This window comes from Luteimonas terrae (genome assembly GCF_031457535.1).
In the GTDB taxonomy this organism is placed as follows: Bacteria; Pseudomonadota; Gammaproteobacteria; order Xanthomonadales; family Xanthomonadaceae; genus Luteimonas; species Luteimonas terrae_A.
The window spans coordinates 204,307-219,940 of record NZ_JAVDWO010000006.1 but is presented as its reverse complement, the minus strand read 5'-3'; the positions used below and the strand labels follow the sequence as shown (position 1 = coordinate 219,940).

Here is a 15,634-nt window from a genome sequence, read left to right as displayed (position 1 = left end):
CGCTTGCTCAATGGATGGCACCGGAGTCGATCGCCTGCGTGGCGGCACTGCGCGCGCGCGCGTCGGCATCGCACAGCACGGCCAGCGACGCCGCGTCGGCGGCGGGAAGCGTGTCGAGCACGTGCTCGACCAGCGTGGGAATGGCTAGAAAACGCAGTTGCCCCTGAAGAAAGGCTGAAACCGCCACCTCGTTCGCCGCGTTCAGCAGCGCAGGCGCGGTGCCGCCCGCCGCCAATGCGCCGCGTGCCAGCGCGAGGCAGGGAAATGCGTCGGTATCCGGCGCCTCGAAATCGAGGCGGCCGTGGCGGAGCAGATCCAGGCCTGCTACGCCGGAGGCGATGCGATCCGGATATCCAAGCCCGACGGCGAGCGCGGTGCGCATGTCGGGCAATCCGAGCTGCGCCAGGGTGGAACCGTCGATGAACTCGACGAAGGAGTGCACCAGGCTCTGTGGGTGCACCAGCACGTCGAGGCGCTCGACCGGCATCGCGAATAGATGGTGCGCCTCGATCAGTTCCAGTCCCTTGTTCATCAGCGTGGCGGAGTCGACCGAGATCTTCGGTCCCATCGACCACTTTGGATGCGCGACCGCCTGCGCCGGCGTCACGTTGGCGAGCGATGCGCGGTCGCGACCGCGGAACGGGCCACCGGATGCGGTCAGGATGATGCGCGCAACGCCGCTGCAGTCACCGTCGGCTGGCAGGCATTGATGGATCGCGTTGTGCTCGCTGTCGATCGGCACGATGGTGGCGCCCGCATCGCGTGCGGCCTGCATCATCAGCGCGCCGGCCAGCACCAGCGATTCCTTGTTGGCCAGCAGCACGCGCTTGCCGGCGCGCAGCGCGGCGAGCGTGGAGTCGAGCCCGGCCGCGCCGACGATCGCGGCGACGACGGTGTCGCAGGCGCCCGCATCGCTGGCGAGCGCATCGAGTGCGGGCATGCCGGCGTGGGGCGTGGTGTCGAGTTTGGCGTCGCGCAATGCAGCCGCCAGTGCGTCGAGCAGCGTCGGATCGGCAATCACAGCATGATCCGGCCGATGCGCCACGCACAGCGCGACCAGGGCATCGACGTTCCGGCCTGCCGCCAGCACGCTCGCGCGCAGGCGATCGGGATGCCGGTCGATGACATCCAGCGCCGAGGTGCCGATCGAGCCGGTGGCACCGAAAACCGCGACCTTGCGGATCATGCGCGGCACGTCCGGCCGCGGCACACGAATACGGACTGCATCGTCAGAAGCCGAGCCAGATCTGGCCGAACGCGAACACCGGCAGCGCGGCCAGCACGCTGTCAAGGCGGTCGAGCACGCCGCCGTGACCGGGAATCAGGGTGCCCGAATCCTTGGCGCCGACATGCCGCTTGAGCAGGCTTTCGAACAGATCACCGACGACCGAAGCCAGCACGGTCAGCACCGCGACCAGCGCGACCAGGGGCAGTTGCGCGACGGTCGCGCCTGCCAGCGGTGCGAAGGCCACCGCGACGATCACGCCGGCGACGACGCCACCCGCCAGGCCTTCAACGGTCTTGTTGGGGCTGATGCGCGGCGCGAGCTTGCGCTTGCCGAACTTGCGACCCGCGAAATACGCGCCGGTATCGGTGGCCCAGACGATCGCCAGGGCCAGTAGCAGCCAGCGGTTGCCGTGACCGCCGTTTTCGCCGGCGTGGATCACGCACAGCGCGGCCCAGGCCGGGATCACCGCCAGCGTGCCAGCGGCGAGCTTGAACACACGGGCCTTGGTGTCGTGATCGGAGGCGAAATCGTAATGACGCAGCCACAGCGTCGCCAGCAGCCACCAGCCGACGCCGATCATCGCGAGGATCTTCAGCAGCACCAGCGAACCGCCGCCGGTCGCCGAGGCCCAAACGATCGCCACCATCAGCAACAGGTTCAGCGCCAGCAGCGCGGTGCGTGCCAGCGTGTCGTCGATGTCGCTCAGCCGCAGCCATTCCCACAATGCGGTGAGGAAAATGATCGCCGAGACGGCGGCCATCCAGGGTGTGTTGAGCAGCAGCACGGCGGCGATGGCAACGGGCGCCATCAGCAGGGCCGCGAGGATGCGGGTCGATGTCATGGGTGGCCCTCCCCGGGCGGTGCGTCCTGTGCGAAGGCGATCTGCTCGCCCGTCAGCCCGAAGCGTCGCTCGCGCGAAGCGTAGACCTGTAGCGCCTGCTCGAGTTCCGCGACCCCGAGTTCGGGCCACAAGGTCTCGGTGAACCACAGCTCGGTGTAGGCAAGCTGCCACAACAGGAAATTGCTGATGCGCAGGTCGCCGCCGGTCCGGATGAAGAGATCCGGTGCCGGCAGATCGGCCAGCGCCACGCGAGCACCGAGCGCGGCCTCATCGATCTGATCGGGGCGCAGCCGACCGGCCGCGACATCCTCGGCCAGCGAACGAGCGGCCTGCGCGATGTCCTGGCGCCCGCCGTAACTTGCCGCAACCGCCAGCGTCAGGCGCGTATTGCCGGCGGTCAGCCTTTCGGCCGCCGCCATGCGACCCCGGATGGCGTCGCTGAAACGCCCGCGCTCACCGATGAAGCGCAATCGCACGCCGCGGCGATGCAACTCTCCAACCTCACGGTCGAGGGCGCCGAGAAAGAGCTTCATCAGCGCACCAACTTCTTCGTCGGGGCGGCCCCAGTTCTCGCTGGAAAACGCGAACAGGGTGAGTACGCCGACGCCGCGTTCGAGGCAGAAATCGATGCAGAGATTGACCGTGCGTGCGCCGGCGCGATGGCCGATCGCACGTGGGCGCTTGCGGCGCGCCGCCCAGCGCCCGTTGCCATCCATGATGACGGCGATATGGCGCGGGACGGTCCCGGTCGGAATCGGAGCGTTCATGCGGACCGCGGCCAGGCCGTCAGACCGACATCAGTTCCTGTTCCTTGGTCTTGACCACCTCGTCGACGTCCTTGATCGCCGCGTCGGTGATCTTCTGGATCTCGTCCTCGCTGCGGCGCTCGTCGTCCTCGGAGATCAGCTTCTCCTTGAGAAGTTCCTTGATCTGCTGGTTGGCATCGCGGCGGATGTTGCGGATGGCGACCTTGCTGTCCTCGCCCTCGCTGTGCACGACCTTGGACAGGTCGCGGCGACGCTCTTCGGTCAGCGCAGGCAGGTTGAGCCGGATCGTGGTGCCAGCGGTATTCGGAGTCAGACCGAGGTCGGAGCCGAGAATCGCCTTCTCGATCGCGCCGACGATCTGCTTTTCCCACGGCGTGATCATCAGCGAGCGGGCATCGGACACCACCACGCTGGCGACCTGGTTCAGCGGCATGTCCGAACCGTGGTAGTTGACCTTGATGTTGTCGACCAGGGCGGTGGACGCGCGCCCGGTCCGTACCTTGACCAGCGTGTGCTTGAGCGCCTCGACGCTCTTGGCCATGCGGGTCTGGGTGTCTTTCTTGATGTCGTTGAGCATGGGCAGCCCCGGTCCGTGTGCGAATCGGACGATTATAAGCGTCCGGGGCCGACGACGGGGCCGGGTGATGCCGCAGCGCGGCGCAGGGCCGCGCAGGAGGGGCTCAGCCGCGGCCCTGCACCAGCGTGCCGATCGGCTCACCGCGCAGGATGCGCAGCAGTACGCCGGCCTGGCTCATGTCGAAGATGCGCAGCGGCAGATCCGAGTCGCGCGCGAGCGCGAATGCCGCAGTGTCCATGACCTCGAGCCCCTGGCGCAGGACTTCATCGTAGGTCAGGCGGTCGTAGCGCTTCGCATCCGGCACCTTCTTCGGGTCGGCGTCATAGACACCATCGACCTTGGTCGCCTTCAGCAACAGGTCCGCGCCGATCTCGATGCCGCGCAGCGCGGCGCCCGAGTCGGTGGTGAAGAACGGGCTGCCGACACCGGCGGCGAAGATCGCGATGCGGCCCTTTTCCAGATGACGGATCGCGCGGCGGCGGATGTAGTCCTCGCAGACATCGTTGATCTTGATCGCGCTCATGACGCGCGCGCGCGCGCCGCGCTTCTCCAGTGCGTCCTGCATGGCGAGCGCATTGATCACGGTCGCGAGCATGCCCATCTGGTCGCCGGTCACCCGGTCCATGCCGGCCGCAGCCAGGCCTGCGCCGCGGAAGATGTTGCCGCCGCCGATGACCAGACCCACCTCGGCGCCGGCCTTCTGCGCTTCGATCACCTCATCGGCCAGCCGCCCAATGACCTTGGGATCGATCCCGTAATCCTCGTCGCCCATCAGGGCCTCGCCGGACAACTTGAGCAGGACGCGGCGGTAGGCGAGAGGGGCAGACGACATGCGGTGACTCCGGGGGCGAGGACGGTGCGGATTCTAGGGGATCGCCGCGGGCCGTGCGCGAACCTGATGTCAGGTTTCCGTTCTGTATGCCGGGGGCGGGGCAATGACGTTGCCGGATCGGGGCGTTCCTTAACCTGGGCGCGCCGATCGCCGGACGCCGCAGCCGCATTGCGTTCCGGGCGGGGCGGTGTGCGGGCGGTGCCCGTGTGAATCGACGGGCATGACAGACGTAGTACCGGCATACGTCGTCGCGCAGCGGGCCGCGTCGAAGCGGAAGCACTGCCTCCCGTAGGCCCGGCGCGATTGGCGTCTTGCGTGCGCGCCGCTTGCGGGTCTTACGAGCGACCTGGCGTGTTCGAACCGGAAGTCTGCGCCGCATCAGAATCGGCGTCATCGCCGTCCACTTCCCGTGGCACTTCCTCGACCGTGCCGTCGGCATGAACGCGGCGCTCGAAGCTTGGTCCGGAGATCAACGCGGCATCGTTGCCCTCTGCAGAGCGGTTGTTGTCATCGGCGTAGTCGTCGCCGCGGGACGCCTTCCGATCGTTGACTGCGACATGGTCGGCTTGCTGGGCCTGATCGGGAGCGGTGGCGGACTTGGTTGTCTTGGAGGTCATGGCTGCGGAGTCTCATGATGCGGGCATTCAAACCTGGCGCAGCCTCTGCCCAGATGCTGTGAACATGGCAGGCACATGCCCGCACAGCGCGTCAGCGCTGGCTGCAAAAACAAGTTCGAAACGTCCTTTCAGAATTTTCTCAATGACGCGTTCGGCCCCTGCCACGGCATGCTGAGGCTTCTGGAAGTGCACGAGTCACAGCGTTGCGGAAGACCGACAGATCCGGGATGGACGCCACAGCCAAGCGCGTGCGGCGACTTCGATCCGTGCGCGCGATGCGCAACATGGGCATCTGGCTCGGGATTGCCATCACCGTAGGGCTGTGCGCGCTGGTGCTGCTGGACCGGCAGGCGCGACTGGACGGAGCCTCGCGGCAGAGCATGGCGTTGGCATCGGGCGTGGATCGCCTGCTGCATTACGAACTGCGCAACATCCAGCGGGCGATGGTGGGCGTCCTCGCCGCACAGGCTGTGGACGCGGAGGCGCTTGCGCAGGGGACGTCGGGGCTCGATGCCTGGATCCAGGGTGTGGTCGACCGTCATGATGAACTCGACGACATCCTGCGCTTCGATGCGGACAGCGTTCCCGATGCGGGCGTCGACGGGCGTCTCACCGCATGGCTCCAGACCCTGGAACCGACCGATGCACCGCTGTCCGCCGGGCCGCTGCTGCCGACAGATCGGGGCTGGCTGCTACCGCTTGCGGTGCCGCTGCGTGAGGGCGGGTGGGTGGTGGCGATGTTCCGTACCGGCGAGCTCGACAGCATGGTCAGTGCGCTCGACACCGGGCGGGACGGCAGCGCGACGATCTTCACGCAGGACGGCACCGTCGTGGCGCGCTTCGGTCAAGCCGGCCCGCATATCGGCAGGCAGGTCGAACTCCCCAAGGATGCACTGCACGTCGGAGGCCGTTTCAGCCAGCAGTTGATCAGCCCGCTCGACGGCGTCGAACGTATGGTGACCTTCAGCAATACCAGCGCGTTTCCCTTCGTCGTCAGTGCTGGAATCGGGCTGCATGAAGCGCTGGCGCAATGGCGGATCTACGCGTTCTGTGCATTGGTGCTGGCGCTGATGTACTGGCTGGTGCTCGCTGCGGTTGTGCGCCGCGCGCGCAGGGACGAGGGCGCGCGCGAGGCGCTGATGGCGGAGCTCGAAGCGCAGGCTGAGTGGCTCCAGCAGGCGCAGCTCGCTTCGGGCACCGGCGTCTGGCGCCTGTTTCCGCGTACCGGCCGTGTCCGTGCGACCAAGGAGATGGCTGCGCTGTACGGGCTCGAAGGTGGCGGAGACCTGATCCCTGCCCAGACATTCATCGACCGCATCCATGACGCCGACCGGGCACGGGTCGCGGCCGAGCTGGAAGTCTCGCAGACCGATGGCCAGCCCTTCGAGCAGGAATACCGCGTGTCGTTGCCCGGCGGTCAAGTGCGCTGGCTCAAGGTGCGCGGCGCAATCGTCGGCGACGGCGAAGAGCCGGTGATGACCGGCACCGCGCTCGACGTGACCGAGCAACGCGACGCGCAGCAGCGCATTGCACGCGCCGAACTGCAGTTCCGGCACATCTTCGAACGCAATCCCTTGCCCGCCTGGGTGTACGACCTCGAAGACCTGGGTTTTCTGGCAGTCAATGAGGCTGCGGTGGAGACCTACGGCTACAGCCGCGAAGACCTGCTGCACATGACGGCCACCGAACTGCTCGCGCCCGAGGATCAGGCCGCCGGCCGGGAGGCACTGGTGCCCGGAGGCGGAGATGACGCGCAGGCGCGCCCGTGGACGCTGAGGACACGCGATGCGCGGCATATCGAGGTGCGCGTGCACGCGCGCACCATCGAGCTCGATGGTCGGCCTGCGCGGCTTGTGCTGGCCGAGGACATCAGCGCGCGCATGAGCTACGAGCGAGACCTCGCCTGGCGCGCAGACCATGACCCGACCACCGGCATGCTGACGCTCGCCGCACTCGCGGACCGGCTCGATTCGCATTGCGCTGCCGATGGCGGCGCGGGGTTCGCGATCGCCTGCGTGCAATTGCGCGATCTCGAACTGATCGCACCCACGCTGGGCCGCCGCGCCGGCGAGAACATCCTGTGCGCGGCCGCGGGGCGCTTCAATCAGGTCGCCCAGCGCTTTGGCACCTGCGGCTACATGCCTTCCGAGACTTTCGTCGTCGCAGCGCTTGACCCCCGTGAGCTGGATGCGATGGTCGCGGCGTTGCTGGATGCGATTGGCCTGCCGGTCGAGGCCGAGGGCGGCACCTTCATCCTGGAAGCGTGGATCGGGCTCGCCAGCGGGCCCTGCGAGGAGGGCGGCGCGGAAAAGGTCATCGGCCACGCCGCGCTGGCCGCGCTGCATGCGCGTCGCGAGCACCTGCAGCTCGTCCGCTACAGCGCCGCGATGGCCGAGCAGGCGTCGGCCCGGCTGGCGATGGTGCGGCAATTGCGGCAGGCGCACGAGCGCGGCGAGTTCGAACTGCATTTCCAGCCCATCCACCGCCTGTGCGACGGCAGCGTCGCCGCGATCGAGGCACTGCTGCGCTGGCGTCACGCCGATGGCAGCTATACGCCGCCCGCCCAGTTCATTCCGCTGTGCGAGGAGTCCGGCCTGATCGTGCCGATCGGCGGCTGGGTGCTGGAGGAAGCCGCGCGCATGCATGCGCGCCTGAAGGCGGCCGGTCACGGGGATGTGGCGATCGCGGTCAATGTCTCGGCCGTGCAGTTCGAGTCGGGCATGTGTCCGGAGTCGATCCGGCACCTGTTCGAGCGTCATGCGCTGCCGCCGCGCGCACTGCATCTGGAATTGACCGAAAGCGTGCTGCTGCGCCACCCCGACGACGTGCGCGCGTTGATGGGCACCTTGCGCAGCGAGGGCCTGTGTCTGTCGATCGACGACTTCGGAACCGGCTTCTCCAGCATGGCCTATCTGCGCGAGCTGCCGCTCGATCATCTGAAGATCGACCGGGCGTTCGTGGACGACGTCACCCGCGACCCGCGCAGCGCCGCGATCTGTCGCGCGATGATCGCGCTGGGGCATGGCCTGGGCCTGACGGTCATCGCCGAGGGTGTCGAGGATGCGCGGCAGCTCGACTGGTTGCGTGCGCATGGCTGCGATCAGGCGCAGGGTTACCACCTCGGGCGACCGATGCCGATGGACGCCTTGCTCGATGCAATGGCGACAGACACCCGCGTCATCGGCTGACCGGTGATCGGAGGTGGCCTGGGCGCGGGCCTCACCGCGCGCGCGGCGTGCCTGCACGCGAGCGGATAGCGCGGGTCGGGTGTACCGCGGGCGGAGGACGACGCCGGATCGCTCGCACGGGGTGAGCGCGCGGATCTGCAACTGCGGCCTCTGGACGCGGCGCATCCGTCGGATTTCGCCGTGGCGGTCCTGCCCTCGCTGCCAGCCTGGTCTGCGCATCCCTCGCGCGCGTCGACAGTCACCGTAGACGGCATTGTCGGCAAGCGCGAGGGCGTGCTGGTGGATACGGCCATGCACCCCGCTGCTACGGGCGGCAAATCCACCGGTCGCGGGCACGCAGGGCCGCACGCAGGCAACGGAGCAGCCTGTGCGCAGGGGGCGGGCGCGGTTGCTCGCCTCCGACGTCAGAGACGCAAGCCGATCGCCGCCGCGTCGCCCGGCATTCCGAAATGGAAGCCCTGCAGCGATGTGCATCCCAGTTCGGTCAGCAGGCGCTGCTGCGCTTCGGTTTCCACACCCTCGGCGATCACCGACAGGTTCAGCGTGCGGCCGAGCGCGATGATTGCCGAGACGATCGCGGCGTCCTCGCTGCCGGCGACCAGATCCTTGACGAACGCGCGATCGATCTTGAGTTCGCTGGCCGGCAACCGCTTGAGGTACAGCAGGCTGGAATAGCCGGTGCCGAAATCGTCGATCGAGATCTGCACGCCGAGCGCCGACAAGCGCTGCAGGATTACCAGACTCGCTTCGGGGTCGTGCATCGCGGTCGATTCGGTGATTTCCAGCACCAGCGACGACGGCGGCATGCCGTGGCGTGCGAGTGCCTCCTTGATCTTGCCGAGCAGGCCCGGCGAGCGGAACTGGGTGGCCGACAGGTTCACCGAGACAGTCGGCACGGTGCGACCCGCCGCCCGCCATTCCATCAACTGACGGCAGCCCTCGTTGATGACCCAGCGGCCGATCTCGAGGATCAGTCCGGTCTTCTCGGCCAGGGGGATGAACGTGTCCGGCATCACCAGTCCGCGCTCGGGATGGTGCCAGCGCAGCAACGCTTCGACGCCGATCAGCGGGCCGTCGGGCGCGCGCAGTTTGGGCTGGTAGTTGAGCGTGAACTGGTTCAGCGCCAGCGCCCGGCGCAGATCCTGGATCAGGGCGAGCTCGGCGTGGGCACCGCGATTCATCGATGGCTCGAAAAAACAGTAGGCGTTGCGACCCTGGTCCTTGGCCGAGTACATCGCGGCGTCTGCGTTCGCCATCAGTTCGCGCGCGCTGGCGCCGTCGGCGCCGAAGATCGCGATACCGATGCTGCCGGTCACGTGGAGGTCGCCGCCCTCGATCTGCACCGGCATCGCCACCGTCTGCAGCAGCTTGTCGGCGAGCGACGCGGCATCGCCGGGGTCCCGGATGTCGGCGAGCACGACGAACTCGTCTCCGCCCAGCCGCGCGAGTGTGTCCTCCGCGCGGATCTCGGCGGCGAGATGCCGCGCGACCTGCAGCAGCAGACGGTCGCCGACCGGATGGCCATAGGCATCGTTGACCGCCTTGAATCCGTCGAGATCGACGAAAAGCAGCGCGAACCGGTGGCCGTTGCGCACCGCGCGACGGATCGCGTGTTCGAGGCGGTCCTCGAGCAGGAGGCGGTTGGGCAGCTTGGTCAGATTGTCGTGCAGCGCGAGATAGGTGAGCTCCTGGTTGGCTTTTTTCAGCGAATGACTGAGCAGCGCAGTGCGCTCCTGCATGCGCCGGTCCAGGATCGAAGTCGTCAGCGCCATGCCCAGGATCGCGAACGTCGTCGCACCGACCAGGCTTGCAAGCCATTGCGGCGAGATGCCGCCGGCAATCGCGGCCCCGCAAATGCTGCCTTCTGGAAAGCGCGCCGCAGCCATACCCGTGTAGTGCATACCGACCACCGCCACGCCCATCACCAGTGCCGCCAGGCCGCGTGCACGCGTCACGCCCGCACCTTCCCGGCGCAGCGAGAACGCGATCCACAGCGCTGCGCCGGCCGCGACGATGGCGATCAGGACCGACAGCGCGAACCAGCCCGGGTGGTAATCGATGCCGGGCTGCATGCGCATGGCGCCCATGCCGACGTAGTGCATCGCAGCGATGCCCGCGCCCAGGATGAGCGCGGCGACGCCGAGCGTGCGCATGGGCAGGTGGCGTGCGGAGATCACGTGGAGCGCATAGGCGGAACTGCAGATCGCGATCAGCAGCGAGTACAGCGTCACCGCCAGATCGTATCCCTGCGGGATCGGCAACTCGAACGCGAGCATGCCCAGGAAGTGCATCGACCAGATGCCGAAGCCCATCGCGACTGCGCCGCCGATCAGCCAGCTGCGCGATGCCCAGCCGTCGCTCGCGGCGATGCGGCCGGCCATGTCGAGGGCGACATAGGACGCGAACGCCGCGACGACATAGGAGATGACCACGAGCAGTGGGTTGTAGGTACCGACGAGCATGACTGGACCGGGGAAGGGCGGGGGGCTGCACCTCGATAGCAACCGCCGTGCCAAGCTTCAGCCAGGTCGGTGTTCGGTACGTGGCGGCCTTTCCATGAACGAACGCCGCAAACACAAGACCCGGCCATAAGGCCGGGTCAGTTTGTGACGCAGTCAGCGGATGTCCCGGCCGCGCGCCGGTCCCGACGTCAAAATTCAGACGACGTCCGGCTCGCTGAAGGCCTCGGGCTCGTCCTCGGCCGAGCCGATCGGGATGCAGCTGCAGAACACGTTCTTGTCGCCGTGCACGTTGTCGACACGCGCGACCGGCGGCCAGTACTTGGTGTGGCGCAGCGTCGCGAGCGGGAATGCGGCCAGTTCGCGCGGGTAGGCGTGGGTCCACTCGCTGGCGGTGACCTGCATCGCCGTGTGCGGCGCGTGCTTGAGCGGATTGTCCGCAGCGTCCAGGCGGCCGTCCTCGATCGCGCGGATCTCGTCACGGATCTGGATCATCGCGTCGATGAAACGATCGAGTTCGTGCAGCGACTCGCTTTCGGTCGGTTCGACCATCAGCGTGCCGCTGACCGGGAAGCTCAGCGTCGGCGCATGGAAGCCGAAGTCGATCAGACGCTTGGCCACGTCCTCGGCGCTGATGCCGGTCGCGTCCTTGATCGGGCGCAGGTCGAGGATGCACTCGTGCGCGACGAGATCGTTGCGGCCGGTGTAGAGCGTCGGGTAGTGCGGCGCCAGGCGCTTGGCCACGTAGTTGGCGTTGAGCAGCGCGACCTGGGTGGCGCGGCGCAGGCCGTCGGCGCCCATCATCGCGATGTACATCCAGCTGATCGGCAGGATCGAGGCCGAGCCGAAGGTCGCCGCCGACACCATGCCGACCGCGCCGTCGCCGCCGAGCGCGCGCGGCAGGTAGGGCGCCAGGTGCGACTTGACCGCGCATGGGCCGACGCCCGGGCCGCCGCCGCCGTGTGGAATGCAGAAGGTCTTGTGCAGGTTCAGATGACTGACGTCGGAGCCCCACTTGCCCGGCTTGGCCACGCCGACGAGGGCGTTCATGTTGGCGCCGTCGGTGTACACCTGGCCGCCGTGCTGGTGGACGATGTCGCAGATCGCGACCACGTCCTCCTCGAACACGCCGTGCGTGGACGGGTAGGTGATCATCAGCGCGGCCAGGCGATCGGAGTATTTCTCGGCCTTGGCGCGGATGTCGTCGATGTCGACGTTGCCGTCCTTGTCGCAGCGGGTCACGACCACGGTCATGCCGACCATCTGCGCGGATGCGGGATTGGTGCCATGCGCGGATTCGGGAATCAGGCAGATGTCGCGATGGCCCTGGCCCTGCGCCTGCTGGTAGGCGCGGATCGCGAGCAGGCCGGCGAACTCGCCCTGCGCGCCGGAGTTGGGCTGGAAGCTCACCGCATCGTAGCCGGTGATCTCGACCAGCATCGCTTCCAGGCCGTCGATCAGCTCGGTGTAGCCCGAGGTCTGGTCGGCCGGCGCCAGCGGATGAATGTTGGCGAACTCGGGCCACGTGACCGGAATCATCTCGGCGGTCGCGTTGAGCTTCATCGTGCACGAGCCCAGCGGGATCATCGTGCGGTCCATCGCCAGGTCGCGATCAGCCAGGGTGCGCATATAGCGCAGCAGTTCGTGTTCGCTGTGGTGGGTGTTGAACACCGGATGGGTCATGAATTTTGTGTCGCGCGCGAGCGCCGTCGGCAGCGCATCGGCGGTCGCAGCGTCGAGTGCTTCGATGTCGGCGTCCGCGTCGAACAGCTTCGCCAGGGCGACCACTTCATCGCGCGTCGTGGTCTCGTCGAGGCTGATGCCGACCGACGCGCCGTCGATCGCGCGCAGGTTGAAGCCGGCATCGCGCGCCTTGGCGTGCAGTGCATCGGCGTCGACGCCAGTCACGTGCAGCGTGTCGAAGAACGCATCGCCGACCGTGACGCCGGCCTTGCCGAGCGCGGCGGCGAGGATCGACGCGAAGCGGTGCGTGCGGCGGGCGATGCGGGTCAGGCCATCTGGGCCGTGGTAGACGGCGTACATCGACGCCATCACCGCCAGCAGCACCTGTGCGGTGCAGATGTTCGACGTCGCCTTCTCGCGGCGGATGTGCTGCTCGCGCGTCTGCAGCGTCAGGCGATAGGCCTGGTTGCCGGCCGCGTCGACCGACACGCCGATCAGGCGGCCCGGCATCGAGCGCTTGTAGGCATCGCGGCAGGCCATGAAGCCGGCGTGCGGGCCGCCGAAGCCGAACGGCACGCCGAAGCGCTGCGAGTTGCCCACGACGATGTCGGCGCCCCAGCGGCCCGGGGCTTGGATCAGGGTCAGCGCAAGCAGGTCGGTCGCGACCGCGACGACGCCACCGCGCGCGTGCACTGCGTCGGCGACCGCCGAGTGATCCTCGATGCGGCCGAAGGTGTTCGGGTACTGCAGCAACACGCCGTAGGTGTCGGCGTCTTTGGCGTCGTCCGCTGGGCCGATCAGCAGTTCGATGCCGAGGCCGTCGGCGCGCGTGCGCAGCACGTCGAGCGTCTGCGGATGCACGTCGTCGGCGACGAAGAACACGTTGGACTTCGACTTCGCCGAACGCTTCGCCAGCGTCATCGCTTCGGCGGCGGCGGTCGCCTCGTCGAGCAGCGAGGCATTGGCGATGTCCATGCCGGTCAGGTCGGTGACCATGGTCTGGAAGTTGATCAGCGCTTCCATGCGGCCCTGTGAGATTTCCGCCTGGTAGGGCGTGTACGCCGTGTACCAGGCGGGGTTCTCGAGGATGTTGCGCAGGATGACGTTCGGCGTGTGGGTGCCGTAATAGCCCTGGCCGATCACGCTGCGCAGCACCGTGTTCTGCTTCGCCACGCCGCGGATCTTCGCCAGCGCCTCGACTTCGGTCATCGCGTCGGGCAATGCCAGCGGGCTGCGCGAGGCGATCTTGCCCGGCACGATCGCGTCGGTCATTGCATCGAGCGAGTCGTGGCCGACCACGCCGAGCATGTGGGCGATCTCGGCATCGTTCGGGCCGATGTGGCGCTCGACGAAGGCCGAATGGTGTTCGAGGTCGCGCAGGGTCGAAGCGGTCATGGCGGGCATCCGAAAAAAGGGCGGGGCTCAAGGAATGCCGGCGCATGCCCACGTCGATCCGCTCTGGACGACGATGGCCGAAGACCGCCGGTCTTCCGCGTGCCCCTCTGTCCTTTTGCCTGAGAGTTTGGAAGCAGCGCGCTTCGTGCCCCTTCGGCGCCGGGTGCGCCCTTCACGGGCCTCCGGTCTCTCCAGAGTGTTGCCGCTGCAGCGGTACTGGGCCTGAGCGATTCCGGGCGGTTGCGCCTACGGCAGGGACGCTCACAACGAGCGCCCGCTTCTCCCACTGCATACGGGGCGCAGTATACCGGCCACTCCGCGCGCCCGCGCGTGCCGTGGCGCCCGGACGGAACGCGCCGTTGCCGGGGCGTGCGCGTCGGCCGGCCTATGATGTCGCGCTTCTCGCGGCGTCTGCGCCGCGCCCGGTCCGTGAATGCGGATCTCTGCTGGTGCCCCTGATGTCCGACCCATGTTGTTCCGCCGCTGCGCTCAGTGCGGCGCCCTCTGAAACGACTGCTTTGTGCTGTGTCGCGCGGGCCCGGCGGGTGCGCGCATGAGGCAGCCGCGCATGCCGTCGATCCGGACGCTGGCCCTGTTGCTGGCAGGCTTGGCGATGTTCGGCCCGTTCTCGATCGACACCATCTTCCCGGCGTTCCCGGCGATGCGCGGCGATCTGGATGCCGACCCGGCCTCAATGCAGCAGACCATCGCGGTGTATCTGATCGCCTACGCGTTGATGAGCATCGTGCACGGGCCGCTGTCGGATGCGATCGGTCGTCGCGCGGTGATCCTCGGCGGCCTGGCGGTCTTCGTGCTGGCGTCGGTGGGCTGTGCGCTGTCGACCGATCTGACCACGCTGCTCGCGTTCCGCGCACTGCAGGGCTTGTCGGCAGGCGTGGGCCTGATCGTCGGCCGCGCGGTGATCCGCGATGTGCTGCAGGGCGACGATGCGCAGCGGTTGATGAGCCAGGTTATGATGATCTTCAGCATCGCGCCCGCCATCGCGCCGATCATCGGCGGCTGGCTGCTGGGCTGGGGGCGGTGGCCGCTGATCTTCTGGTTCCTGGTCGCGTTCTCGCTGATGTTGCTGGTGGTCACCTGGCTGTGGCTGCCGGAGACGCATCCACGTGAACACCGGATCTCGCTGGCACCGCGCCGGCTGCTGCGCGATTACGTGGCCATCGTCGTCAACAGCCGCTTCCAGCGCATTGCCGCCGCGGGTGCGTTCAATTTCTCGGCGCTGTTTCTGTACATCGCCTCGACGCCGGTCTTCGTCGTCGATGTGCTCGGGCTCAACGAGCGCCAGTTCGGCTGGTTCTTCGTGCCGATGATCAGCGGCATGATGCTCGGCTCCTGGGTGTCCGGGCGCGCGGCGGGGCGCATCACCGGCACGCGGCTGGCGAATATCGGCTTCGCCTGCAGCGGCGTCGCCATGGCCTTGAACCTCGCCTACAACCTGCTCGTCGACCAGCCCGCGATTCCATGGGCGGTGATGCCGGCGATACTCAATTCCTTCGGCATCGCGCTGACGTTTCCGATTCTCACGCTCGCCATCCTCGACATGTATCCGCGTCAGCGTGGGTCGGCCTCGTCGCTGCAGGCGTTCACCGGTCTGGTGCTCAATGCCGCAGTCGCCGGACTGCTGTCGCCGCTGGTCAGCCATCAGCCGCTGCTGCTCGCGGTGACATCGGCAGCGTTCATGCTGGTCGGCTGGATGTTCTGGCGATGGGAGCTCGCCCGTAGCCCGCGTGTGCCCGCGTGTCCGAAGAACGCGGCTTCGATGGAGCCGACAGACCAGATGTGAGAGACAAGCGTCTGACCTTGTCGATGAAGCTTCTTGGCTTCGGAAACAGCGGAACTCCAGCCGGGAATTGTTATTCGGCTCGGTCAGCACGTGCCACGACGCGGCGCTCCTCCGGCCCGGCGCAGCGCGCCATGCGTCCGCAACGACTGCGCGCCGGCGCTGCGCATGCGGTCGCGCTCACTCTTGGCTGACTCGCCGCCGCAGGCCACCCCTGGCCCGCTCTCCGCAGCACCCGGCTGAAGC

The 15,634-nt window shown here is 67.8% G+C and carries 10 protein-coding genes and 1 riboswitch; of the genes, 2 read left to right on the top strand and 8 right to left on the bottom strand.

Annotation, left to right across the window (positions count from 1 at the left end; genetic code table 11):
* Positions 1–7: 7 nt before the first annotated feature.
* From dxr to J2W68_RS09110, 6 genes are all read right to left on the bottom strand, one after another.
* Positions 8–1,186, bottom strand: a complete 1,179-nt coding sequence (gene dxr, locus J2W68_RS09135) for a 1-deoxy-D-xylulose-5-phosphate reductoisomerase (RefSeq protein ID WP_310234853.1) — start codon at positions 1,184–1,186, stop codon at positions 8–10.
* Positions 1,187–1,229: 43 nt separating this feature from the next.
* Positions 1,230–2,069, bottom strand: coding sequence for a phosphatidate cytidylyltransferase (locus tag J2W68_RS09130; RefSeq protein ID WP_310234850.1), 840 nt, complete (start codon positions 2,067–2,069; stop codon positions 1,230–1,232).
* Positions 2,066–2,836, bottom strand: coding sequence for a polyprenyl diphosphate synthase (gene uppS / locus J2W68_RS09125; protein WP_310234848.1), 771 nt, complete (start codon positions 2,834–2,836; stop codon positions 2,066–2,068). The genes J2W68_RS09130 and uppS overlap by 4 nt, the downstream gene beginning before the upstream one ends.
* A 19-nt stretch (positions 2,837–2,855) precedes the next feature.
* On the bottom strand, positions 2,856–3,413 hold the full coding sequence (frr, locus tag J2W68_RS09120; protein WP_310234845.1) for a ribosome recycling factor: 558 nt from the start codon (positions 3,411–3,413) through the stop codon (positions 2,856–2,858).
* 103 nt (positions 3,414–3,516) lie between these two features.
* Entirely contained in the window at positions 3,517–4,245 is a 729-nt protein-coding gene (pyrH, locus tag J2W68_RS09115) for a UMP kinase (protein ID WP_310234843.1), read from the bottom strand.
* A gap of 335 nt (positions 4,246–4,580) precedes the next feature.
* Positions 4,581–4,862 carry a hypothetical protein gene (locus J2W68_RS09110; protein ID WP_310234840.1) on the bottom strand — a complete coding sequence of 94 codons (282 nt, stop codon included), beginning with the start codon at positions 4,860–4,862 and terminating at the stop codon, positions 4,581–4,583.
* A gap of 227 nt (positions 4,863–5,089) precedes the next feature.
* Here J2W68_RS09110 and J2W68_RS09105 point away from each other — a divergent pair, with 227 nt between their 5' ends.
* Positions 5,090–8,050 (top strand): bifunctional diguanylate cyclase/phosphodiesterase, encoded by a 2,961-nt coding sequence (locus J2W68_RS09105; protein ID WP_310234837.1) that lies wholly within the window; start codon positions 5,090–5,092, stop codon positions 8,048–8,050.
* 404 nt (positions 8,051–8,454) lie between these two features.
* On the opposite strand, the gene J2W68_RS09100 is transcribed toward J2W68_RS09105, so the two are convergent.
* Together J2W68_RS09100 and gcvP are read right to left on the bottom strand one after the other, a co-directional pair.
* Complete coding sequence (locus J2W68_RS09100) at positions 8,455–10,512, bottom strand: putative bifunctional diguanylate cyclase/phosphodiesterase (RefSeq protein WP_310234834.1); 2,058 nt, start codon at positions 10,510–10,512, stop codon at positions 8,455–8,457.
* A 195-nt stretch (positions 10,513–10,707) separates the two neighbouring features.
* Positions 10,708–13,596: an aminomethyl-transferring glycine dehydrogenase gene (gene gcvP / locus J2W68_RS09095; protein ID WP_430539697.1), complete on the bottom strand. Its 2,889-nt coding sequence runs from the start codon at positions 13,594–13,596 to the stop codon at positions 10,708–10,710.
* Positions 13,597–13,684: 88 nt separating this feature from the next.
* Positions 13,685–13,792, bottom strand: a riboswitch (glycine riboswitch).
* Between the two features lie 363 nt (positions 13,793–14,155).
* On the opposite strand from gcvP, the gene J2W68_RS09090 reads away from it, so the two are divergent.
* Positions 14,156–15,391 carry a multidrug effflux MFS transporter gene (locus tag J2W68_RS09090; RefSeq protein ID WP_310234827.1) on the top strand — a complete coding sequence of 412 codons (1,236 nt, stop codon included), beginning with the start codon at positions 14,156–14,158 and terminating at the stop codon, positions 15,389–15,391.
* Positions 15,392–15,634: the final 243 nt, after the last annotated feature.